Source organism: Streptomyces coeruleoprunus (genome assembly GCF_039542925.1).
GTDB lineage: Bacteria > Actinomycetota > Actinomycetes > Streptomycetales > Streptomycetaceae > Streptomyces > Streptomyces coeruleoprunus.
Map to the genome: position 1 here is coordinate 2,477,068 of NZ_BAABIT010000001.1, position 22,284 is coordinate 2,499,351.

Annotated in this window: 21 protein-coding genes and 1 pseudogene; 11 read left to right on the forward strand and 11 right to left on the reverse strand. The window is 72.7% G+C overall.

The genetic code is table 11. From position 1 onward, the window contains the following. The first annotated feature begins 160 nt into the window (after positions 1-160). Positions 161-826: an O-methyltransferase gene (locus tag ABEB09_RS10515; RefSeq protein ID WP_345689414.1), complete on the forward strand. Its 666-nt coding sequence runs from the start codon at positions 161-163 to the stop codon at positions 824-826. An 82-nt stretch (positions 827-908) separates the two neighbouring features. Here the strand turns inward: ABEB09_RS10515 and ABEB09_RS10520 are convergent, their stop codons facing one another. Beyond that, on the reverse strand, positions 909-1,076 hold the full coding sequence (locus ABEB09_RS10520; RefSeq protein WP_009997451.1) for a DUF3117 domain-containing protein: 168 nt from the start codon (positions 1,074-1,076) through the stop codon (positions 909-911). 315 nt (positions 1,077-1,391) lie between these two features. On the opposite strand from ABEB09_RS10520, the gene chcB reads away from it, so the two are divergent. After that, positions 1,392-2,174 carry a 2-cyclohexenylcarbonyl CoA isomerase gene (gene chcB / locus ABEB09_RS10525; protein ID WP_345689417.1) on the forward strand — a complete coding sequence of 261 codons (783 nt, stop codon included), beginning with the start codon at positions 1,392-1,394 and terminating at the stop codon, positions 2,172-2,174. On the opposite strand, the gene ABEB09_RS10530 is transcribed toward chcB, so the two are convergent. Both ABEB09_RS10530 and ABEB09_RS10535 read right to left on the reverse strand, forming a co-directional pair. Then, the gene (locus tag ABEB09_RS10530) at positions 2,171-2,788 is read right to left on the reverse strand and encodes a DNA-3-methyladenine glycosylase I (RefSeq protein ID WP_345689419.1); all 618 of its coding nucleotides are present in this window, start codon (positions 2,786-2,788) and stop codon (positions 2,171-2,173) included. The two genes, chcB and ABEB09_RS10530, sit on opposite strands and share 4 nt — an antisense overlap. Then, positions 2,785-3,159, reverse strand: coding sequence for a DivIVA domain-containing protein (locus ABEB09_RS10535; RefSeq protein ID WP_345689421.1), 375 nt, complete (start codon positions 3,157-3,159; stop codon positions 2,785-2,787). The genes ABEB09_RS10530 and ABEB09_RS10535 overlap by 4 nt, the downstream gene beginning before the upstream one ends. A 100-nt stretch (positions 3,160-3,259) precedes the next feature. Here ABEB09_RS10535 and folP point away from each other — a divergent pair, with 100 nt between their 5' ends. Further along, positions 3,260-4,120, forward strand: coding sequence for a dihydropteroate synthase (folP, locus tag ABEB09_RS10540; protein ID WP_345689423.1), 861 nt, complete (start codon positions 3,260-3,262; stop codon positions 4,118-4,120). 91 nt (positions 4,121-4,211) lie between these two features. On the opposite strand, the gene ABEB09_RS10545 is transcribed toward folP, so the two are convergent. Together ABEB09_RS10545 and dapE are read right to left on the reverse strand one after the other, a co-directional pair. Beyond that, positions 4,212-4,967: an LOG family protein gene (locus tag ABEB09_RS10545; RefSeq protein ID WP_345689425.1), complete on the reverse strand. Its 756-nt coding sequence runs from the start codon at positions 4,965-4,967 to the stop codon at positions 4,212-4,214. Positions 4,968-5,046: 79 nt separating this feature from the next. Further along, the gene (gene dapE / locus ABEB09_RS10550; RefSeq protein ID WP_345689427.1) at positions 5,047-6,162 is read right to left on the reverse strand and encodes a succinyl-diaminopimelate desuccinylase; all 1,116 of its coding nucleotides are present in this window, start codon (positions 6,160-6,162) and stop codon (positions 5,047-5,049) included. Positions 6,163-6,191: 29 nt separating this feature from the next. Between dapE and ABEB09_RS10555 the strand changes: the two genes are divergently transcribed. From ABEB09_RS10555 to ABEB09_RS10575, 5 genes are all read left to right on the forward strand, one after another. Then, on the forward strand, positions 6,192-7,190 hold the full coding sequence (locus tag ABEB09_RS10555) for a VldE C-terminal domain-containing protein (protein WP_345689429.1): 999 nt from the start codon (positions 6,192-6,194) through the stop codon (positions 7,188-7,190). A gap of 259 nt (positions 7,191-7,449) precedes the next feature. Next, complete coding sequence (locus ABEB09_RS10560) at positions 7,450-7,911, forward strand: hypothetical protein (protein WP_345689431.1); 462 nt, start codon at positions 7,450-7,452, stop codon at positions 7,909-7,911. A gap of 7 nt (positions 7,912-7,918) precedes the next feature. Beyond that, the gene (locus ABEB09_RS10565; RefSeq protein WP_345689433.1) at positions 7,919-9,736 is read left to right on the forward strand and encodes an alpha/beta hydrolase; all 1,818 of its coding nucleotides are present in this window, start codon (positions 7,919-7,921) and stop codon (positions 9,734-9,736) included. 76 nt (positions 9,737-9,812) lie between these two features. Further along, entirely contained in the window at positions 9,813-10,232 is a 420-nt protein-coding gene (locus tag ABEB09_RS10570) for a hypothetical protein (protein WP_345689435.1), read from the forward strand. Positions 10,233-10,620: 388 nt separating this feature from the next. After that, complete coding sequence (locus tag ABEB09_RS10575; RefSeq protein WP_345689437.1) at positions 10,621-11,109, forward strand: ATP-binding protein; 489 nt, start codon at positions 10,621-10,623, stop codon at positions 11,107-11,109. A gap of 65 nt (positions 11,110-11,174) precedes the next feature. On the opposite strand, the gene ABEB09_RS10580 is transcribed toward ABEB09_RS10575, so the two are convergent. After that, positions 11,175-12,269: a bifunctional succinyldiaminopimelate transaminase/glutamate-prephenate aminotransferase gene (locus ABEB09_RS10580; RefSeq protein ID WP_345689439.1), complete on the reverse strand. Its 1,095-nt coding sequence runs from the start codon at positions 12,267-12,269 to the stop codon at positions 11,175-11,177. Positions 12,270-12,364: 95 nt separating this feature from the next. Next, positions 12,365-12,685 carry a ferredoxin gene (gene fdxA, locus ABEB09_RS10585; RefSeq protein ID WP_031078476.1) on the reverse strand — a complete coding sequence of 107 codons (321 nt, stop codon included), beginning with the start codon at positions 12,683-12,685 and terminating at the stop codon, positions 12,365-12,367. A 114-nt stretch (positions 12,686-12,799) separates the two neighbouring features. On the opposite strand from fdxA, the gene ABEB09_RS10590 reads away from it, so the two are divergent. After that, entirely contained in the window at positions 12,800-13,810 is a 1,011-nt protein-coding gene (locus ABEB09_RS10590) for a GNAT family N-acetyltransferase (protein ID WP_345689441.1), read from the forward strand. Positions 13,811-13,815: 5 nt separating this feature from the next. Continuing rightward, positions 13,816-14,634: a transglutaminase family protein gene (locus ABEB09_RS10595; RefSeq protein WP_345693900.1), complete on the forward strand. Its 819-nt coding sequence runs from the start codon at positions 13,816-13,818 to the stop codon at positions 14,632-14,634. A gap of 18 nt (positions 14,635-14,652) precedes the next feature. Here the strand turns inward: ABEB09_RS10595 and ABEB09_RS10600 are convergent, their stop codons facing one another. Next, entirely contained in the window at positions 14,653-17,814 is a 3,162-nt protein-coding gene (locus ABEB09_RS10600; protein ID WP_425580064.1) for a family 43 glycosylhydrolase, read from the reverse strand. Positions 17,815-18,171: 357 nt separating this feature from the next. Then, positions 18,172-18,888, reverse strand: coding sequence for a DUF4232 domain-containing protein (locus ABEB09_RS10610; protein ID WP_345689445.1), 717 nt, complete (start codon positions 18,886-18,888; stop codon positions 18,172-18,174). A gap of 222 nt (positions 18,889-19,110) precedes the next feature. Here ABEB09_RS10610 and ABEB09_RS10615 point away from each other — a divergent pair, with 222 nt between their 5' ends. Beyond that, a complete protein-coding gene (locus ABEB09_RS10615; protein ID WP_345689447.1) occupies positions 19,111-20,268 on the forward strand; it encodes a helix-turn-helix domain-containing protein in 1,158 nt (385 codons plus the stop codon). Here the strand turns inward: ABEB09_RS10615 and ABEB09_RS10620 are convergent. Continuing rightward, a pseudogene (locus ABEB09_RS10620) lies at positions 20,269-21,103 on the reverse strand (oxidoreductase). It abuts the gene before it with no gap. A gap of 191 nt (positions 21,104-21,294) precedes the next feature. After that, on the reverse strand, positions 21,295-22,170 hold the full coding sequence (locus ABEB09_RS10625; RefSeq protein ID WP_345689449.1) for a LysR family transcriptional regulator: 876 nt from the start codon (positions 22,168-22,170) through the stop codon (positions 21,295-21,297). Between the last annotated feature and the right edge of the window lie 114 nt (positions 22,171-22,284).

Sequence of the window (22,284 nt, forward strand, 5' to 3'; positions counted from 1 at the left end):
CCATAGCCACCTCGCCCGTTAGCTCCGGATAAGAATCTTTACGTGAATTTGGGACCGTCTTCGGGTCTTGATCCAGGTCCTGATCCATGCGCTCCCCCCTGCCCTCCACAACGCGCGGTCCCATCTGCGGGTTCCCGGCCCCGAACGGATACAGTCACCGTTGCGCCAACTACGGGAACAGGAGAGGGTCATTACCGCCAACCGGCAGACGAGCTGGGCGTTCGCCGACGCCTTTGTCGCCGAGGACGAAGCGCTGCGCTGGGCCCGTGACCGGGCCCGGGAGGCAGGGCTGCCCTCGGTGTCCCCGGGCACCGGCGCCGCGCTGCGGCTGCTCGCTGCCACGGCGGACGCCAAGGCGGTGGCGGAGATCGGCACCGGGACCGGCGTCTCCGGGATCTACCTGCTCCAGGGGATGCGGCCCGACGGCGTGCTGACCACGGTGGACCCCGAGCCGGAGCGGCAGCAGTTCGCCCGGCAGGCGTTCCGGGCGGCCGGTTTCGCCGGGAACCGGGCGCGTTTCATCCCCGGGCGGGCGCTGGACGTCCTGCCGCGACTCGCGGACGGCGGCTACGACCTGGTCTTCTGCGACGGCGACCGGCTGGAGTGCCTGGAGTACCTCGCTGAATCGTTGCGCCTGCTGCGACCCGGGGGGCTGGTGTGCTTCGAGGGGGTCTTCGCGGACGGCCGTACGGTGGACTCCGCCGCGCAGCCTGCGGAGGTGCTGACCCTGCGGGAGCTGCTGCGGACGGTGCGGGAGAGCGAGGCGCTGCTGCCCTCGCTGCTGCCGATGGGTGACGGGCTGCTCTGCGCGGTACGCCGCGGCTGAGCCGTCCCGTACGGACAGCAGACGGCCCCCGCCGGTGGGTGCACCGGCAGGGGCCGTCGGGAAAATCTGGGCTGCGTCGGGGTCAGCCGACAACCTTCTTCAGCGCGTCTCCGAGGGCCTCGGCCTCGTCCGGGGTCAGCTCGACGACAAGCCGACCGCCGCCTTCGAGCGGAACGCGCATGACGATGCCCCGCCCCTCCTTGGTCACCTCGAGCGGGCCGTCGCCCGTCCGCGGCTTCATGGCCGCCATGCTCGTTCCCCTTCCTGAAACCAGCTCATCGTCCGCCGATGGCCCTCTGGGAAGGGCACGCATCACCGGCATCGAACACATTGCTTCCAGGTCATTATCCCGCATGGTGACACCCGATGACCAACATCGGACCGCATCGCTTGCGCAACGCGATCTCTCATAACCCCCCAATTCGGCGATCGAGCTGCGATACTTCGCCTCCGCAGCCCATGGCCCGGAGTGCCATTCTTTGACGCAGGTCACATGTCGGGGCCCGGCGATCTCCGCCATGCTGGGCGGAACATCACCCGCCGGAGCTGCAAAGGGGACCCTGTCATGGCCGACACCGTGCTGTACGAGGTGAGCGACGGGCTCGCGACGATCACCATCAACCGTCCCGACGCCATGAACGCCATGAACACGGAGGCCAAGGTCGCCCTGCGCGACGCCTTGGAGGCGGCGGGCGCCGATCCCGCCGTACGGGCGGTGCTGCTGACCGCGACGGGCCGGGCGTTCTGCGTGGGCCAGGACCTCAAGGAGCACGTGGAGTCGCTGGCCACGGGTGACGCCATGCGCACGGTGCGCGAGCACTACAACCCCATCGTGCGGGCGATCACGTCGATGCCGAAGCCGGTGGTGGCCGGGGTGAACGGGGTGGCGGCGGGCGCCGGCTTCGGGTTCGCCCTGGCGGCGGACTACCGGGTCGTCGCGGACACCGCGTCGTTCAACACCTCCTTCGCCGGGGTGGCGCTGACCGCCGACTCGGGGATGTCGTGGACGCTGCCGCGCCTCGTCGGCCCCAGCCGGGCGGCGGACCTGCTGCTGTTCCCGCGCTCGCTGTCCGCGCAGGAGGCGTACGAGCTGGGCCTGGTCAACAAGCTGGTCCCGGCCGCCGACCTGGCCGAGGAGGCCACCGCCGTGGCCCGCACCCTGGCGGCCGGCCCGACGCTCGCGTACGCGGCGATCAAGGAGTCGATGGCGTACGGCGCCGGGCACACCCTGGACGAGGCCCTGGCCAAGGAGGACGAGCTGCAGACCAGGGCGGGCGCGTCCGAGGACCACCGGATCGCCGTGGAGGCGTTCCTCGCGAAGGAGAGGCCGAAGTACGTCGGCCGCTAGGAGGCGGTCCCGGACGTGGTCCCGGACGCGGTGCGGGAGCGGGCCACGCAGTCGGCGAGGTGGTCGTCGACCAACCCGCACGCCTGCATCAGGGCGTACGCGGTGGTCGGGCCGATGAAGCGCAGGCCGTGCTTCTTGAGGGCCTTCGACAGGGCCGTCGACTCGTCGGTGACCGCCGGCACGTCCGCGAGCGTGCGCGGAACCGGGCGGGTCGCCGGGTCCGGGGCGTACGACCAGATCAGCGCGTCCAGCTCGCCGGGGGCCCACTCGGCGAGCACGCGCGCGTTGGCGAGGGCCGCGTCGATCTTGGCGCGGTTGCGGATGATCGCCTCGTCGGCGAGGAGCCGCTCCCGGTCGGCGTCGGTGAAGTCGGCGACGGCCGCGATCCCGAAGCCGGCGAAGGCCCGGCGGAAGCCCTCGCGGCGGCGCAGGATCGTGATCCAGGAGAGACCCGACTGGAACGCCTCCAGGCAGAGCCGTTCGAACAGGGCGTCGTCGCCGTGGACCGGGCGGCCCCACTCCTCGTCGTGGTACGGCACGTAGTCCGCCGCGGAGATGCCCCAGGGGCAGCGCAGCGCGCCGTCCGGCCCGGGTACGGCCACGCCGTCGGTCATCGTCCCTGCTCCTCGTCGTCCGGCCGCTCGTGCTGCGGGCGCTTCTCGAAGAGGTCCGGGCCGCCGACGGCCGTGGCCTGCGCCCCGGCGAGTGCCGCCTCGAGCTCCGCGATGCGCGCGTCGCGCTCCGCGAGCTCGGCGGCCAGCCGGTCCAGGACGTCGTCGACGTCGAGCATCCGGTAGCCGCGGGGCGCCATGGGCAGCCGCAGCGCCTCGATGTCGGCGCGGCTGACGGGGCGGCTCAGGGGCAGCGGGTCCACCAGGTGCTGGGGGGCCGCCTCGGGGAGGACCTCGTTCTCCCCGCCGCCGACCACCGCGAGGGTCACCGCGGCCACGACGACGACCATCGCTAGAGCCAAAAACCAGAACACAGGTGCGCCTCTCCCGGGAGCGAAATCGTCTCAGTGCCGATCGTGCCATGCGGCCGCGGCGGTTAGGGTCGCAGGGACGTCACGCGAGGAGGAATACGGGATGCTGCGCCTGGGACGGCGGGAATTCGAGCCGCAGGAGCCGGTGGTCATGGCGATCGTGAACCGGACCCCGGACTCCTTCTACGACCGGGGCGCCACGTTCCGCGACGAGCCCGCGCTCGCCCGGGTCGAGCAGGCCGTGGCGGAGGGCGCCGCGATCATCGACATCGGCGGGGTGAAGGCGGGGCCCGGGGACGAGGTCACGGCCGAGGAGGAGGTCCGGCGCACGGTCGGCTTCGTCGCCGAGGTGCGGCGCCGCCACCCGGACGTGGTGATCAGCGTGGACACCTGGCGGCACGAGGTGGGCGAGGCCGTCTGCGAGGCCGGCGCGGACCTGCTGAACGACGCGTGGGGCGGCGTCGACCCGAAGCTGGCGGAGGTCGCGGCGCGGTACGGCGCGGGGCTGGTGTGTACGCACGCGGGCGGCGCGGAGCCGCGGACGCGGCCGCACCGGGTCGAGTACGAGGACGTGATGGCCGACATCCTGCGCGTGACGGTGGGGCTGGCGGAGCGCGCGGTGGAGCTGGGCGTGCCGCGGGAGTCGGTGCTGATCGATCCGGGGCACGACTTCGGCAAGAACACCCGGCACTCGCTGGAGGCGACGCGGCGGCTCGGGGAGATGGTGGAGACGGGGTGGCCGGTGCTGGTGTCGCTGTCCAACAAGGACTTCGTGGGCGAGACGCTGGACCGGCCGGTGAAGGAGCGGGTGGTGGGCACCCTGGCGACGACGGCGGTGTCGGCGTGGCTGGGGGCGCAGGTGTACCGGGTCCACGAGGTGGCGGAGACGCGGCAGGTGCTGGACATGGTGGCGGCGATCGCCGGCCATCGTCAGCCGGCGGTCGCCCGCCGCGGCCTGGCGTAGCCGGCGACGCTGCGGACTGCGGCGCTGGGCGCCGTCCCGGTGTGGGCAGTCGTTCCGCCCTGCGGAACGACTGCCCACACCGGACGTGGCGTCAGCGGCCCGCCTCCTTGCTGACCAGGGCCACCGCCTCCTCCACGTCGTCCGTGACGTGGAAGAGCATCAGGTCGCGGTCCGAGGCCTTGCCCTGGGCGATGACCGTGCCGCGGAGCCAGTCGACGAGCCCGCCCCAGTACTCCGTGCCGAACAGGACGATCGGGAAGCGGGTCACCTTGCGGGTCTGGACGAGGGTCAGGGCCTCGAACAGTTCGTCCAGGGTGCCGAGGCCGCCCGGCAGGACGACGAAGCCCTGCGCGTACTTCACGAACATCGTCTTGCGGACGAAGAAGTAGCGGAAGTTGATCCCGATGTCGACGTGGGCGTTGAGGCCCTGCTCGAAGGGCAGCTCGATGCCGAGGCCCACGGAGATGCCCTTGGCCTCCCGGGCGCCCCGGTTGGCGGCCTCCATGGCGCCCGGGCCACCGCCCGTGATCACCGCGAAGCCGGCTTCGACGAGGGCCTTGCCGAGCTTGACGCCGGCCTCGTACTCGGGCGTGCCCTCCGGGGTGCGGGCGGAGCCGAACACGCTGATGGCGCTGGGCAGTTCGGCGAGCGCGCCGAAGCCCTCGACGAACTCGGACTGGATGCGCATCACGCGCCACGGGTCGGTGTGGACCCACTCCGAGTCGCCCGCGGTGTCCAGCAGCCGCTGATCGGTGGTGCCGGGCTGGACCTGCTCCCTGCGGCGGAGCACCGGCCCCAGCCGCTGCTCCGCCAGTGCTCGCAGCCCCTCGGCCTCGGGGTTACCCATGACCTGCTCCCTCCGCTGAACATCGTTTGCTGGGGTCAGCGTAGGGCGGGAAATGTGAAGAGCGGCGAAATTACGTACGTCAGGCAGTGAGCCAGTCGTACAGTCGCCGTTCGCAGTGGGTGATCCTTTCGACCGCGACGTGCTCGTCCCGCTTGTGTGCGAAGAGCGCGTCGCCGGGCCCGTAATTGACGGCGGGCACGCCGAGGGCGCTGAAGCGGGAGACGTCGGTCCAGCCGAACTTGGGCTGGGCGGTGCCGCCGACCGCCTTCATGAAAGCCGCGGCCGCGGGGTGCGAGAGACCGGGGAGGGCACCGCCGGTGTGGTCGGCCACCACGAACTCCTGCACTCCACAGTCGGCGAACACCTCCCGTACGTGCTTCTCGGCCTCCTCCAGGGAGCGGTCGGGCGCGTACCGGTAGTTGACGATCACGGTGCACTCGTCGGGGATGACGTTGGTGGCGACGCCGCCCTCGATACCGACGGCGTTGAGGCCCTCGCGGTACTCCAGTCCGTCGATGACGGGCCGGCGCGGCTCGTACGAGGCGAGGCGGGCCAGTACGGGCGCGGCGGCGTGGATGGCGTTGGAGCCCATCCAGGAGCGGGCGGAGTGTGCGCGCTCGCCGGTGAGCTTGAGGTGGACGCGCAGGGTGCCCTGGCAGCCGCCCTCGACCTGGGCGTCGGAGGGCTCCAGGAGGACGGCGAAGTCGCCCTCCAGCCACTCGGGGTGTGCGGCGGCCACATGCCCGAGGCCGTTGAGGTGGGCGGCGACCTCCTCGTTGTCGTAGAAGACGAAGGTGAGGTCCCGGTTGGGCGCGGGGACGGTCGCGGCGATCCGCAGCTGGACGGCGACGCCCGACTTCATGTCCGAGGTGCCGCAGCCCCACAGGATGCCGTTCTCGTCGAGCCGGGAGGGCACGTTGTCGGCGATGGGCACGGTGTCGATGTGACCGGCGAGGATCACCCGTTCGGCGCGGCCCAGGTGGGTGCGGGCGACGATGTTGTTGCCGTACCGGTCGACCGTGAGGTGCGGCAGGGTGCGCAGGGCCTGTTCGATCGCGTCGGCGAGGGGCTTCTCGGTGCCGCTGACGGAGGGGAAGTCGACCAGCGCGGCGGTCAGTGCGGGGCCGTCCTGGGTCAGGTCGAGGGCGGTGCCGGGCAGGGCGTGGGGCGTCGCATCGGGCGTGGAGTCAGCCATGTGACGACCCTATCCCGGCCTCCAGTACGGTGGGCTCCGTGTTCGAGCCAGCCGTCTCCGCCCGTCCGTCCCGCCGTGGCCGCCGCGCCCGTCTCGTGGTGGCGTTCGCCGTACTCCTGGGCGTGGGGACGTATGTGGCGGTGCAGTACGAAACGGGCGGCGGGGGCGCCCCCCGGTGCACGGTCGGCAGCGGGAACACCGTGTACGAGTTCTCGCCGGAGCAGGCGGCGAACGCGGCGACGATCTCGGCCGTGGGCACCACGAAGGGGATGCCGGAGCGGGCGGTGACGATCGCGCTGGCGACGGCGCTCCAGGAGTCGGCGCTGCGCAACATCACCTACGGGGACCGGGATTCCCTCGGACTGTTCCAGCAGCGGCCGTCGCAGGGCTGGGGCACGGAGGCGCAGATCCTGGACCCGGTGTACTCGGCGGGGATCTTCTACGACCGGCTGGCGGAGGTGCCCGGCTATTCGCGGCTGCCGCTGACGGTGGCCGCGCAGAAGGTACAGCGCAGCGGCTTCCCGCAGGCGTACGCGAAGCACGAGCCGGACGCCACGCTGCTGTCGGCGGCGCTGACGGGGCGTTCCGCGGCGTCGCTGACGTGCACGGTGCGGCGTTCGACGCAGCCGGGTGACGCGGCGACGGTACGGGCGGAGCTGACGCGGTCGTTCGGCATGGGTGTCCTGGGCGGAGCCAAGGGAGCGGCGGGCCCTTCCGCGGCCGGCGGCGAGGTCGTGGTCCGCGTTCCGGCGCCGGTCGGGTCGTCGGGCCCGGAGGGTGCGGCCGCCCCCGAGGGCGAGGCCGCCGGTTCCCGCCGCGGCTGGGAGCTGGCCCAGTGGGCGGTCGCCCAGGCGGACGCACTCCGCATCGCGGAGGTGTCGTACGCGGGGCTGGTGTGGAGCGCGGAGCGTTCGGCGGAGGGCTGGCGCACGGCGGGCCCCGAGGCGCAGCCGACGGGTGACGCGCCGGACGGGAAGGGCTCCGGCGGAAAGGCGGCCCTGGAGGTCGTCATCCGCGTGGCGGGCTAGCCGGCGCTCGGCGGTCGGCCGGCGCGCGGCCGGCACAGGTCTGCCGCCGGTGATGCCTCTGAGCTCTCGTACTCACTTCCCATCTGAGTATGTGAGCGCTTTCGCAGGTCGCGGCCCAGGTGATGGGCTGACCGGGTCCGCCGGGGCGGCGGACGCCGTTGTCGGCTCGGCCCACACCTTCCGGCGGTCATGACGGCTTCGGTCCCGCCGCCCGGTGTGCGGGAACAGGGATCGACCGGAACTGGGGGCAGCCGTCGGCATGGGGTGGGACGAGTGGGAGCAGCTCAAGGCGGAAGCGGCGGCGCGCGGCTCCACACAGATGCGGTTGAACCAGCACGGCGCCGGTGACGGTGGCGGCGCGGGGGGTTCGGGTTCGGAGAACCTGCGGTCGGACAAGAGGGCGTGGGCGAAGGCCGGTGAGGGCGTCAAGGGACTGGGCGAGCCGGTCGGCAAGGCGCTGACGCAGCTGTCGGAGGGCCAGACCGGCCTGGGTGAGACGGCGGGCTGCCAGAGCGCCGCGGCGCAGAAGGAGCTGTACGAGTCCTGGCAGGCGTACGTGAAGAACGTGCGCGATCGGTGCACGTCCCTGAGCGGGCTGCTGGAGGCCGCCGGGCACGACCTGTCGAAGACGGACGCGTCCCTGAAGGGCGAGCTGGAGGCGATCACCGCCAGGTACAAGGACACCGAGGCCGTCGGCGGCCAGGCCGGAAAGGGCAGGTGATCCGGACATGGACCTGGCCACGCTGAAGGCGTTCAAGCCCGAGGAGTACGAGGGGGCCGCGGACGGATACCGGTCGACGAGCGACACGGCAAGCGCCGTCAAGGACACGATCGACAACGTGATCTGCGCCGGGATCCGCAGGGATCTCCAGGGAGCGGCGGCCAGGGCCGCGCTCGCGGAGCTGGCGGAGCTGTCCCGGAACTTCCACTACACGCAGACCGAGTGCGGGCTGGCGAGTGCGGCGCTGAACGGTTTCGCCTTCGACATGGCGGCCGCGAAGCGGAAGCTGACCGCGGCGCTGGAGGACGCCCGGGCGAACAACTGCACGGTCAACCCGGACGGATCGATCAGCTATCCGGAGGGGCGGAAGCCCGGCGACGAGAAGCCGTCCCCCGGCGGCACGGTGACCGGGAGCGCCGGGGGAACCGCGACGTCGGACGCCCTGGAGCGCCAGGCGATCAACATCCACCCCAACCCGCACTACGGCACCGCGCTGGGTCTCGCCAACCGGATCGCCGACGCGCTGCGGGAGGCCGGCGACGCGGACGCGAAGTGGGCGCCGAAGCTGCGTGGGCTGAAGGCTGACGACGACCTGAAGGTCTCGGCCCGGGACTGGGCCGACGTGAAGTCCGACTCGGGCGAGGTGCTCAAGGCCGCCGACCCGTACGTGGACAGCCTGACCGCCCCGCCGAAGGACGGCACTCCGGAGCAGAACGCGGAGTGGTGGAAGAACCTCACGCCCGAGCAGCGCGCCGACTACCTGGCCCTGCACCCGGGCGCGGTCGGGGCGATGAACGGGATCCCGTCGGACGTGCGCGACGAGGCGAACCGCATGGTCCTCGCCGAGACGAGGGCGGTGTACGAGCTGGACCTGGCCGCCATCCCGAAGGAGCCGAACAAGTACATCCCGAACCCCACGGGCAACTACCCGGCGGTGGTGCTCTCGCCGGAATGGAGTGCGTGGCACGACAAGTACGCGGACAAGAAGGCAAGGCTGGAGGGCGTTCAGAAGGGCATGGACGCGATCCAGGCCCGCTTCGACCGGACGGGCGAGAGGGGGCTCCCGGAGGCGTACCTGCTCGGCTTCGACCCGACGGGCCTCGGCAACGGCAAGGTGATCCTCGCCAACGGCAACCCGGACACCGCGGATCACGTCGGCGTCTACGTCCCGGGCACGTTCTCCGACATCTCCACCATCGGCGAGGACGACGAGGGGCTCGGCGGGGACCTGGGGCGGGTGGACCGGCTCTGGGCGGAGGCCGGTCGGTACAGCCCGGGCCAGAGCGTGTCCACCATCATGTGGTTCGACTACAACGCCCCGGACAACATCGTGCCGCAGGCGACGCGGGGCCAGTACGCGGAGGAGGGCGGCCCGCGCCTCCACGACTTCCTCCAGGGCAACAGGGCGGCCCAGCAGTACGCGGACGGCTCCCCCGCCCATACCTCCGTCATCGGGCACAGCTACGGCAGCACGGTGGTCGGCGTCGCGGCCCAGTCCGGCAGCTGGAACGACCCCAAGGCGGCGAACGACTACGTCTTCGTCGGGAGCCCCGGTGTCCAGGCGGACCACGCGGCGGACCTGGGCGTGGGCGCCGACCACGTCTGGGCCATGGGCGGACCCTGGGACGACCAGGTCGTGCGGCAGGGTGGCCGGCTCATGGGACTCGGTGACTGGGGGACCATTCCGACCGACTCATGGTTCGGCGGGAAGGTCATGGAGAGCGATTCCAGTGGCCACACGGGCTTCTGGGAACCGGATTCGCTGAGCCTGCAGAATCAGGCGTATGTCATTGCGGGCAAATACGAGGACGTGAAGCTTGAGTAGGCGAATTTCTGCATTCTTGTCCATCCTGACGGCCTGCGCGCTGCTGACGGCGTGCTCGAGTGGAGACGCGACGGAGTTGAAGGTACGCGAGAGGGCAGCGGTGCAGGACGAGACGGAGAAGACGTCCAGCCGGATCCTCGACATGCTGGGGGTCAAGGGTGAGGTCACGCAGCCGGGTTCGATGATCCTGGCGTGCTCCGGGTACGAGTCCGGCGAAAAGGTCAACCGCGCCCGCCACCCGTGGAGCCTCTACAAGGTCCCCTACGCGGACCTGGAGAAGGCCATGGACCGGCTGCGCGCCGAACTGCCGAAGAACGGCTGGACGATCGTGAAGGACGGCGTGACCGAGAGCCAGGCGAAGAGGCCGCAGGTCGTCGCCGAGTCCGAGGGGCGGGAATTCGCCGTGGACGTGCGCCTGCACAAGGCGGACCCGGCCAGGAACCAGTCCGCGTTCATGGAGGTCACCGTCGAGTCGGCCTGCTTCCGCGCCAAGTGAGGCACGGTCGCGCACGGACCATCAGCGCATCGTAGTCGACTCGGATCACAGAGTAATCACGCCGCACTCGTTCACCATTCGGGCAGTCGTCCGGTGATTCGCCCGGTCGGGGGACGTCGGGGCTTGTCGGGAGGGCGGCGACCCGGGTGGTCCGGCCGGCGGGAGGTGTCCCGGTTTTTCGCGGCGGGGGCTGCGGAGTGACGATTCTTCTCGGCTCCGGAACGCCGTTTGTTTGCCCGGATTTGGGCGGGACGGATCATGTGGCGCATTGCCAACTCTTTACCTCGGGGCACCGCAACCTTCCCCGGGTTCCGAGCGGTTGTCACAGCGTCCGATCGTCGGACAGGCATCACAGCCCACACGACCTCTTCCCCGTCGAAGGAGCACCATGTCCCTCCCCCTGACCCGCCGGATCGCCCGTGCCGCGCTGCTGACCGCAGCGGGAGCGGCCTCCGTGGTCGGTGCGGCCGGCTCCGCGAGCGCCGTGGACCTTCCGCAGAACACCGACCTTGCGGGCGGCATCACCGCCCTCGACTCCTCCTCGGCCGTCGACACGGTCGGCGGCGCCGCGGGCAACGCCACCGACATGGCGGGCGGCGCCACCGACACGGCGAGCGACACCAGCGGCAAGGCCGTGAAGAAGGCCGTCCCCGCCGCGGGCAAGACGGCCGGCAAGACCGCCAAGAAGACCACCCCGGTCGCGCAGAAGGCCGCCGGTGACGTCGCCAAGAGCGGCGGCGGCGTCGTGGGCGACGCCGCCGGTGCGACCACGGACCTCGCGGGCGGCGCCACCAAGGGCGGCCTGCCGGGCGGTGACGCCCTCGGCGGCGGCCTGCCCTCCACCGGCGGCCTGCCGGTGAGCAGCCCGCTCGGCTGATCTCCACCCGATACGCGGAAGGGCCCGGGGAGGCGCACTCCCCGGGCCCTTCCGCGTGCGCGGGCTCAGCCCAGGCGCTTGACCGCCGCCTCGACGCGCTCGTCCGTCGCCGTGAACGCGACCCGTACGAACCGCTCGCCGGCGGGGCCGTAGAAGTCGCCGGGCGCCACGAGGATGCCCAGCTCCGCCAGGTACGCCACGGTGTCCCAGCACGGCTCGTCGCGCGTGGCCCACAGGTAGAGGCTCGCCTCGCTGTGCTCGATGCGGAAGCCGTGCGCCAGCAGGGCCGTGCGGAGCGCGGTGCGCCGGGCCGCGTACCGCTCCCGCTGCTCCGCCACGTGCGCGTCGTCACCGAGCGCCGCGACCGTGGCCGCCTGCACCGGGGCCGACGTCATCATGCCGCCGTGCTTCCGGATCTGCAGCAGCTCGCCGAGGACGGCCGCGTCACCGGCGATGAAGGCCGCCCGGTAGCCGGCCAGGTTGGAGCGCTTGGAGAGGGAGTGGACGGCGACGATGCCCTCGTACGAGCCGCCGCAGACGTCCGGGTGCAGGACGGAGACCGGGTCGGCCTCCCAGCCCAGTTCGAGGTAGCACTCGTCGCTGAAGACCAGCACGCCGTGCTCGCGCGCCCAGGCCACGATCCGGGTCAGCTCGTCCTTGGCGAGGACCTTGCCGGTCGGGTTGGAGGGCGAGTTGAGCCACAGGAGCCTCAGACCGGCCGGGTCCAGCTCGGTGGGGTCGTCGTAGACGACGGGCGTGGCCTGCGCGAGGCGGGCGCCGACCTCGTACGTCGGGTAGGCGAGCCGCGGGTAGGCGATCCTGTCGCCGGGGCCGAGGCCCAGCTGGGTGGGCAGCCAGGCGACCAGTTCCTTGGAGCCGACGACGGGCAGGACGTTGGTGTGCTCGATGCCCCGCGCGCCGAGCCGCCGCTCGCACCAGCCGGTGATCGCGCCGCGCAGGGCGGCGGTGCCCCACACGGTGGGGTAGCCGGGCGAGTCGGCCGCCTCGACCAGGGCCCGCTGGATCAGCGCGGGAACCGGGTCCACCGGGGTGCCGACCGACAGGTCGACGATGCCGTCGGCGTGGGCGGCGGCGGTCTTCTTGTACGGCTCCAGCTTGTCCCAGGGGAAGACGGGCAGGCGGGACGAGACTCCGGACACGGTGCTCACTTTCTGGTACGCGTGCGGCGGGCACGAACGCCGCGGTCCCGTACAGCGGAGTGACCGTACGGGACCGGGGCGATACAGGGTGGCGATCAGCCGTTCTGCGGCGGCAGGGCGGCGATGAAGGGGTGGTCGCGCTCGATCAGGCCGAGCTTGGAGGCGCCACCGGGCGAGCCGAGGTCGTCGAAGAACTCGACGTTCGCCTTGTAGTAGTCCTTCCACTCCTCCGGCGTGTCGTCCTCGTAGAAGATCGCCTCGACCGGGCAGACCGGCTCACAGGCCCCGCAGTCGACGCATTCGTCCGGGTGGATGTACAAGGACCGCTGGCCCTCGTAGATGCAGTCGACGGGGCACTCCTCGATGCACGCCTTGTCCTTCACGTCGACACAAGGCTGCGCAATGACGTAGGTCACGCTGTCGTTCCTCCTTGGTAGGGCTGGCTCTGCGCGGGAGCGCGGCGTCGTCGATGCCCGCACCTAGTATCTCCGTTCTCGGGGACGATCCGAACAGGAGGGGCGGACAGAGCTGTGGAGTTCACTGCGGGCGGACGGCTGGAGGTTCATATCAGCCCATCTGACGTGGGCAAACGCGTTTCGGTCCGCCGGGTGGGCGATCCTGGCGCGGGACCGGAGCGGTTCACCGACACGGTCGGGGTTCTCACATCCTGGACCGAGGGTGTGCTGCTGATCACACGCAGGAGCGGGGAGACCGTCCGCATTCCGGAATCGTCGCTGGTCGCGGGCAAGGTGGTGCCCGCCGCGCCGGCTCGCCGCCGGGGGCCGGCCGCCGGGTTCGAGGAGCTGGCGCGGGCGCAGGCGCGGGCCTGGCAGCCGCTGGAGAGCGAACCACTCGGAGAGTGGACCCTGCGCGCGGCGAACGGGTTCACCCGCCGCGCCAACTCCGTCCTGGCCCTCGGCGACCCGGGCCTGCCGCTCGGCGAGGCCCTGGCCCGGGTGTGCTCCTGGTACGAGGACCGGGGCCTGCCCCCGTACGTGCAGGCGACGACCGGGGCCGAGGGCACGCAGGAGCGGCTGTGCGCGGCGCTGGAGGAGCGGGGCTGGCGGCGGGAGGTGTCGACGGAGGTCCGGATCGCGGGCCTGGCGCCGGTCGCGGACCTTCCGGTGACGGCGGAGGTGGCGCTGTCCCGCACCCCGGACAAGGCCTGGCTGCGCCGCTACCAGCGGGTCGTGGAGCCGGCCCCGCACATGCTGCGGGTCCTGGGGTCCGGGCCGTCGGTGTGGTTCGCCACCGTCGCGGGCGACGGCGGGGGCGAGGTCCCGGCGGCGATCGGCCGGTGCGTGGTGGACGGCCGCTGGGCCGGGTTCATGGCGGTGGAGGTCGACCCGGCGTACCGGCGGCGGGGGCTGGCCACCGCGGTGATGGCGGCGCTCGCGGCGCGGGCGCTGGAGGAGGGCGCGTCGGCGGCCTGGCTCCAGGTGGAGACGGACAACGACGCGGCCCGCGCGCTGTACGAGGGGATGGGCTTCGCGGTGCACCACCTGTACCACCACTTCCGCGCGCCCGGAACGGGTACGTGACGCGTATGCACGACTGGCGGAGGCGGTTCGCGGACGAGGCGCGCGAGGAGCGGCCCGACGTGGCGACGCTGTGCCTGCTGATCGGCGCGGAGGCGGACCCCGGCCTGGGCGAGGCGGGGATGGACGCGGCGGAGATCGAGCTGGACCGGCTGGCGGGGCTCCTGCCGTACGGGCCGAAGGATCCGCGTTCGTGGGCGGCGGCGCTGTCGGCGCTGCTCGGCGCGCGGTGCGGCTTCCACGGGACGCCCGCCGACTACCGGCGGCTGGAGTCGTCGCTGCTGCACGAGGTGCTGCGGCGCCGGCGCGGGCTGCCGATCCTGCTGTCGGTGGTGTGGATGGAGGTCGCGCGGCGGGCGGGCGCGCATGTGTACGGGGTCGCGCTGCCGGGGCACTTCGTGGTCGGGTTCGGGGACCCGGACGAGCAGGTGCTGGCGGATCCGTTCGCGGCGGGGCGGCTGTTGACGGGGGCGGACGCGGAGCTGCTGGTCGCGGGGGCGACCGGGGAGCGGCTGCGGCCGTCGATGCTGGCTCCGGCGGACCCGCTGGACATCGTGTTGCGGATCCTGAACAACATCCGCGCCTGGGCGTCGGCCCGGCCCGAGCGCTCGGACGTGGCGCTGTGGGCGGTGGAGCTGTCCCTGCTGCTGCCGTCGCACCCCGCCCGCCTGCGCTACGAGCGGGCCCAGCTGCTGGTGCAGCGCGGCGAGTTCCTGGCGGGGGCCGCGGAGATGGACGCCTACGCGGAGGTCGTGGACGCGGTGGAGCCCGCCACCGCGGCCACGATCCGCGACGTGGCCCGCGCGGCCCGCGCCCGGCTCAACTGAGGCCGGGCGCGGCTCGGCTCAGCGCCGGACCGGGCTGATCGACTGGAGGGTGGGGACGACCTTCCGGATCGTGCCGTCCGGGGCGAACCGGAGGCGGTCCAGGGTGGTCTCGCGGTGCGTGCCGTCGCCGCGGGGGCCGTCGGGGGACGGTACGGCGAAGCGGTGGTAGGCGATGTACCAGTCGTCGGTGCCGGGGACCTGGACCACCGAGTGGTGGCCGGTGCCCTTGATGCCGTACGCGAGGTCCTTGGAGAGGATCACGCCCCGCTCGGTCCACGGGCCCAGGGGTGTGGGGCCCGTGGCGTAGGCGACGCGGTAGTTCTCGCTGCGGGTGTCGTCCTCGGACCACATGAAGTAGTACGTGCCGTTCCGCTTGATCACGAAGGAGCCCTCGCGGAAGTTCTCCGGTGTGAAGCGGCGGACCCGGTCCGGGTCGAAGGAGATCATGTCGTCGTCGAGGGGCACGCCGTACGCCTGGCCGTTGCCCCAGTGGAGGTAGGCGCGGCCGTCGGTGTCCGTGAAGACCGCCGGGTCGATCATCTGGCCCGGGTGGGCGCCCCTGGCGATCAGCGGGCGGCCGAGGGCGTCCTTGAACGGGCCCGTGGGGCTGTCCGCGACGGCGACGCCGATCTGCTGTTCCGCGCAGAAGTAGAAGTAGTACTTCCCGTTCCGTTCGGCGGCGGCCGGCGCCCAGGCGTTGCGGTCCGCCCACGTCACGTCCGGACCGAGGTCGAGGATCACGCCGTGGTCCTCCCAGTGGACGAGGTCCTTGGAGGAGTACGCGGAGAAGCGGGTGCTGCCCCAGTTCGGGTGGCCGTCGGTGGTCGGGTAGAGGTAGTAGCGGTCGCCGAACCGCTGGATGTCGGGGTCGGCGTTGAGGCCCGGCAGGAGGGGGCTGCGCATGTGCAGGGCCTCCACCGTCCACATCCGGGTCGTGCCGTCGGCCGCCGTGACGGTGTACGTGCGCGGGGTGCGGAAGTCGCGGCGGGTGCCGGACGGCGGGCTGATGGTGGCGCCCGCCGCCAGGTGGAAGCGGGGTGCGAGCCGGTCCGGCGGGGTGCCGGGCTTCAGCGGGAGGACGACCTTGGAGTCGGGTTCGTGCACCATCGCGTACGCCTTGAGTCCGTGGTCCAGCGTCGCGTCCGTGATCTTCGCGCCGGTCTCGTACGCTCCGAGCAGCCGGTCGTACTCGGCCTGCGTGACGGGCAGGACCGTGCCGTGGCGGGGGCTGGCAGGGAGGGAGAAGTTCCGGGACATCGTCCACGTCCCGGAGGCGAGGTCGGTCGTCTCGAAGGGGATGTAGCCGCGGCCGCCGAACTCGTCGATGAAGAGGTACCACTTCTCCTCGGTGTTCGACTTGAAGACCGTGGGGCCCTCGCCCTGGCCGACCGCGCCCTTGCCGATGCAGTCGGCGACGAAGGAGTACGAGGTGGAGCGCAGGTCCGTGGACTTCTCGGCGGTGATGAACTTGCTGCACGGCGTCGAGGAGGAGGGGGTCCGCTCGTCCTTGGTGAAGCGGTGGTACGTGTCCTGGTGGCGGATCACGGTCGAGTCGATGACCGAGTAGCCCGGGTCGTTCCAGACCTTCGGCTCGCTGAAGGTGCGGAAGTCCCGCGTGGTGGCGTAGAGCATCTTGTTGTACGTGTTGCCCGTGTGGTCCGGGTCGTCCTCCGCGTACAGCTTGGACGCCCAGAAGACGACGTACGCGCCGAGGGTGTCGTCGTAGTAGGCCTCGGGGGCCCAGGTGTTGCCGGCGGTGTCCGGGGAGACCTGGACGAGGCGCTGGTCGGTCCAGTGGACGAGGTCCGTGGACTCCCACACCATGACGGATCTGCTGCCCGTGCGCTGCACCTGGTCCCAACTGCCGCTCGCGCCGCCGTACATCCGCAGGTCGGTGGCGATCTGGTAGAACTTGTCGCCTTCCGGGGAGCGGATGATGAACGGGTCGCGCAGGCCCTTCGTGCCGAGGTCGCTGGTCAGGACCGGTCGGCCGCCGTTGAGTTCGCGCCAGTGCAGCGGGTCGTTGCCGCGGCTGAGGGCGACGCGGATCTGCTCGCCGTCGGCCGTTCCCTCGCCGGTGAAGTAACTGAAGGCGTAGCCCGTGTACTTCTGCGGCTCGGGCAGGGCGGGGACCTCGGCCGTCAGGGTGCGGGTCGCCCGGCCGGTGCCCCGGGTGACGGTGGCGGTGAGCGTGACGGTGGCGTCGGGGCGGTCGTGGCGGGGGCGGCGCACCAGGCCCGTGGGGTCGATGACGTCCGGCGCGCTCGACGACCAGGTGACGGCCGTGCCGTGGGCGCCCTCGGCCGGGAGGGTCAGGTTGCCGCGGACGTCGTCGATGTTGTGGACGACGAGCTGCCGGGCCGCCTCGGTGGTGGCGCGGGTGTCGTCGTACTCGGCGTGCACGGTGACGGCGAACTGCTTGCGCTGGGACACGGTTCCTCGGCTGATCGTGGCGGTGAGCGTGACATCCGCGTCCGGCCGGCCGGCGGCGGGCCGGGTCACGCGGCCGGTGGTCGAGACGGTGGCCGGGTCGCTGCTGGCCCAGGTGACGGTGGAGCCGCCGGAGGCCGCCGGCAGGGTGAGGTCGCCGGTCACGGCGCCGGTGTCGCCGAGGTCGAGGGCCGCGGTGTCGGCGGCGACGCCCTCGGTGTTGGCGCGTACGGCGAGGGCGGCGGTCTCGTCGGGGGCGAGCGCCCGGTCGTAGATGCGGAAGTCGCGGAGGGCGCCCTTGAAGTACTGGTCGGCCGTGTAGAGGGAGCGGCCCAGGTGGTTGGCGGTCGTGGTGCCGCCGCCGATGGACTGCGGGGTGAGCGTGACACCGGTGGTGCGGGCGACCTCCACCCCGTCCTCGTACAGGACGGCGGTGCCGCCGCCGAGGGTGTAGTCGAGGTGCTTCCATGTGGCGCGGGTCAGGTGGTGCGTGGCGGAGCGGCGGACGGTCTGCTCGGTGGACCAGTTCCCCGACGCGATGGAGGTGCGGTAGGGGTTGCCGGTGGTGAAGAGGTAGCCGTTGCCGTTGCCGCCGCTGGTGTTGCCGAGGCCGTAGAGGAAGTAGGGCGTGCCCTGGTCGGGGCGATGCGCACGTCGACGGAGACGGTCACGGACGCGAGGCCGCGCAGGACGTCGTTCGGCAGCTTCACGTACGTGTCGGTGCCGTTGAACGCCAGCCCGTCGCCCCAGGCGGCCGCGCCGTGGACGGTGCCGTGGCGGCCGTTGCCGGAGGAGTCGCGGGCGGTGGTGCCCGTGGTCTCGTCGAGGGCGTAGCGCAGGACGAGGCCGTCCGCGGGTCCCTCGACGGCCGGGGCGGCGGCCGCGGCCGCCGGGGCCGCGAGGGACGCGCCCAGTAGGGCGGCGACGAGTCCGGGGATCAGCGCTCCCCGCCGTAGTAGTCGGAACATGGACGTCCGCCCCCCTCGCAGCCTGTGCGACTTTGAGCGATCTTGTGCGAACGCGAGGGAGTCGTCAAGGTGTCGGGCGCGAGAGAGACGGTCGAAAAGTTTCGGCGCCGAGCCTCGTACGGGTGGGCCCGGCCGGCCGTCAGCTCAGCGCGTCCTGCGGGTCGTCGAGCCAGTACGTGACCCTGACCGTGCTGTCGACGTGGACGCCCCCGGCGGGCAGCGCCGCCGTGGCGGGCCGCCCGGTGGTGGACAGGTCCGCGTCGAAGAAGGCGACGGAGACGGACGTGACCATGTGGCCGCCCGTTCCGCTCCCGTCGGCGGACGACAGGACGACGCCGGCGTAGCCCGACTCCCCCGGCCCGAGCAGGGTGACCGCCTGCGGCTTCGAGTCCTCGATCACCGGGGGCACGGCCTGGGCGCCCTCGAACCGCACCGCCGGGTAGCCGTACAGCGCGCAGGCCGTGGACCCGGTGTTGGTGACCGTGAGCAGCATGTGGTTGAGCGGACGGCTGACCGGCTGTGCGGTGAGGCGGACGGTGGCGCCCGCGCAGGGCGGGGTGGTCCTGGCGGGTCCCGTCGTGCGCGGCCCGGTGCCGCCGGGACGGGCGGCGGGGGCCGAACCGGCGGGTGCGGCCGCTTCGGCCGGGCTCGCGGCGCCGGCGGGTGCCGGGCTTGCCGCGAACCGGGCGGGTCCCGAGGGCGCCGCCGTGGCGGGTGCGGGTCCCGAGGGCGCCGCGCCCTCGTCCCTGGCGCCCGTTCCTCCCCCGCCGCAGGCCGTGAGGGAGAGCGCGGCGAGCGCGGCAGCGGCGGCCGCGAACAGACGGACACGCGGACGGGCGGTGATGCATGAGGGCATGACTGAATCTCTCCGGAACCAGGCGTTTTCGCGTCGGAATCGCACGCCGCTCGACCGGTGGGCGGGAGCGGCGTGCTTGGATGACCCCAGCTTGTGACGCGGTCCGTCCCGGCTGCCAGGGCCGGCCGCGAAGTGGGGAAGCCGGAACGCTCATACCCACTCCGACCAGGGGAACGTCTGGTCCCTGGAACGCCTTCCGGGGACGGCGGGAGGGAGGGAACGGTGGGGGCGGCGGACGCCACGGCCGAATTCGCGGAGCTGCTGCGGCACTTGAAGGACCGCTCGGGGCTCAGTTACGGAGTGCTCGCCCGGCGGCTGCACATGAGCACGTCGACGGTGCACCGGTACTGCAACGGGGACGCGGTGCCGACGGACTACGCGCCCGTGGAGCGGTTCGCGCGCGTCTGCGGTGCGGCGCCGGACGACCTGGTGCGGCTGCACCGGCTGTGGCTGCTGGCGGACGCGGCGCGCGGGCGGCGTACGGCGGGTACGGCTCCGCTGGGCGCGGGTGGGCGGGGCCCGTCGGAGGCGCCGTCGGAAGCGCCGGAGGGCCGGGCTCCGGACCCTGACCCCGCGCCGCAGGAGACCGATCCCGAGACCGATCCCGAGACCGATCCCGCGCCGGAGCCCGCGCCCGCCCCGCGCAGGCGCCGCCGCGCTCTGGCGTTCGCGGGAGCCGCCGCGCTGGTCATCGCCCTCGGGGCGGCCCTCCTCGCGCCGGACCTCGTCGGGGACCCGCAGCCGGCTCCACCCGCCGCTGCCGCGGACCGCCCGCCGCTCACCGTGTCCGCCCGGCCGCACGCCTGGGAGGACCCGTGCAGCCCGCACTACCTCGTGGACCGGCCTCCCGCCCGGGTGCCGCGCCCGCCGCTCGAACAGGACGCTCCCGGCTGGGCCTCGGCCCTCGGCGCGGTCCCCGCGGGTTCGCAGCGGCTGGAGCTGACGGTGCAGGGCACCGGCAAGGACACGGTCGTCGTGCAGGCCCTGCACGTGCGGGTCGTGCGCACCGGCCCGCCGCTGCCCTGGAACGACTACGCCATGGGCTTCCGGGGCGTCGGCTGCGGCGGCGGGGTCACCACGCGGGCGTTCGACCTCGACCTGGACGCGGGCCGTCCCGTCACGGTGGCCGCCTCCGGCGGCCGGGACTTCCCGTACAAGGTCAGCCAGTCCGACCCGGAGGTCTTCCACGTCACCGCGCGCACCAGCAGCCGGGACGTCACCTGGTACCTGGAGCTGAGCTGGTCCAGCGGCGACCGCCACGGCACCCTGCGCGTGGACGACCGGGGCCGGCCCTTCCGCACCAGCGGTGCGGTGGACCGGCCCGGCTACGACTACGTGCTCGAGGAGAACCGGTGGGCCCGGATCACCCCCGGGCCGTGATCACTCGGGGGCGTTGAACGCGGTCGCCCGCGTGCGCTTCTCCCAGGCCGCGTCACGTCGTCCCGGACCTGGTCGAGGTGGCCCAGGACCGCCACGACCGCGTCCTCGCCGAGCGGCAGCCGCAGCGGGGTCACCTCGGCGTCCAGCGCGGCCAGGATCAGCGCCGCGGCCTTCGCGGGTCCCCGGGCTGCTTGCCGGCGCCCTCGGCGATCATCCGCCGGGTCACACCGACCGAGCCCGCGTACGCCTCCGACTCCGGGCTCGCGCTCGCCCCGTCGAACAGCGACGTCCGGAACGCGCCCGGCTCCACGATGAGCACCTTCACGCCGTACTCGCGCACCTCGTCCGCGAGCGCCTCGGACATGCCCTCCAGCGCGAACTTCGTGCCGCTGTACGCGGAGAAGCCGGCGAACGACATCTGGCCGCCCATGCTGCTCATCTGCACGACCGCGCCCGACCGGCGCTCCCGCATGTGCGGCAGCACCGCCCTGACGAGCGCCGCGGGCCCGAAGACGTGCAGGTCGAACAGGTCCCGCAGCTCAGCGTCGGCGGTCTCCTCGAACGCGCCCACGTGCGTGCGGCCCGCGTTGTTGACCAGCACGTCCATCCGACCGTGCCGGGCCACGACGCCCTGCACCGCGGCGTCGATCGCGGCCGGGTCCGTCACGTCGAGCCGCAGCGCCTCGACCTGTCCCGGGTGTGCGGCGACCAGATCGTCCAGCGCCTCGGGCCGCCGGGCCGCCCCGACCACCACGTCGCCGTCGGCCACGGCGGCCTCGGCGATCGCCCGCCCGAACCCACTGCTCGCGCCCGTGATCAGCCAGACCTTGTTCATACGGGTCCTCCCCTTGCCAGATGTTGTCGGCTACACCAACAACCCTGCCGCACAAGGCTGTTGAGCGCCCGATCATTCCGGCAACCCGCGGTGCGCGGCCGGCGTTCGCGTGCGTGACGACGACCGCGGCTGCCTCCGTCAGGCCCTCGCAGGACTCGGGGCCGCCGGTGCGGTGGTGGGGCTGCGCCGGGCTACGGGCGGCCGACGTCCAGCAGGGCGAGGAAGGCCGAGGCGGCGGGGGACGGGGTGAACCGGGTCCAGACGAGGCGTTCCACCCGTACCGGCCCGTTGGTGACCCGTACCGTCCGCAGGTCGTGCAGGTCGGCGGCGAACGCCGCGGGCAGCAGGGCGATGCCCAGCCCGTGGCGGACCATCCGGGCCATGAGCTCGACGCCGGACACCTCGAAGGCGACCTCGCGGCGCAGGCCCGCCGCCGCGAACGCCTCGTCCGACTGGGCGCGGGCGGCGCTGCCGTCGGCGAAGTCCACGAACACCTCGTCCGCGAGGCGGTCGAGGCCCACCTCGTGCTCCTCGGCCAGCGGGTGGCCGGGGGCGACCACGGCGACGTGCTCCCCGTGGGCGAGTTCCCGGTCCTGGACGCCCTGCGGCCGGAATCCGGGCTGTACGCCGAGGAACGCCGCGTCCAGTAGGCCGTCGCGCACCTGCTCGACGAGCCGCTCGCTGGAGCCGGTCCGCAGACTGATCCGCACGTGGGGGTAGCGCAGGCGGTACTCCTGGAGCGCCGCCGGGAGGTCGACGGCCGCGACGGTGGGGATGGATCCGACGGCCAGCCGGCCCCGTATCTCACCGGTGGCCGCCGCCACCTCCGCGCGGGCCCGCTCGGCCGCGTCCAGGGCCTGGCGGGCGGCGGGCAGGAACGCCTCTCCGGCGGTGGTCAGCCGCACCCGGCGGCTGGTCCGCTCGAACAGCCGGGCGCCCAGCTCCTTCTCCAGGCGGGCCACTTGGTGGCTGAGCGCGGACTGGACGACATGGCACTGCTCGGCAGCGCGCGTGAAGCTCGCGGTCTCCGCCACCGCGAGGACGTAGCGCATTTGCTGGAGGTCCATGGGATCCATCGTGAAACACGATGGATCCCATGACAAGCATGTGTTGGACCGATCGATCGCTGCTCCGCGATGCTGAAGTCGACGGCAGGGCACGGCAGTCAGCGGCCGCCGCCC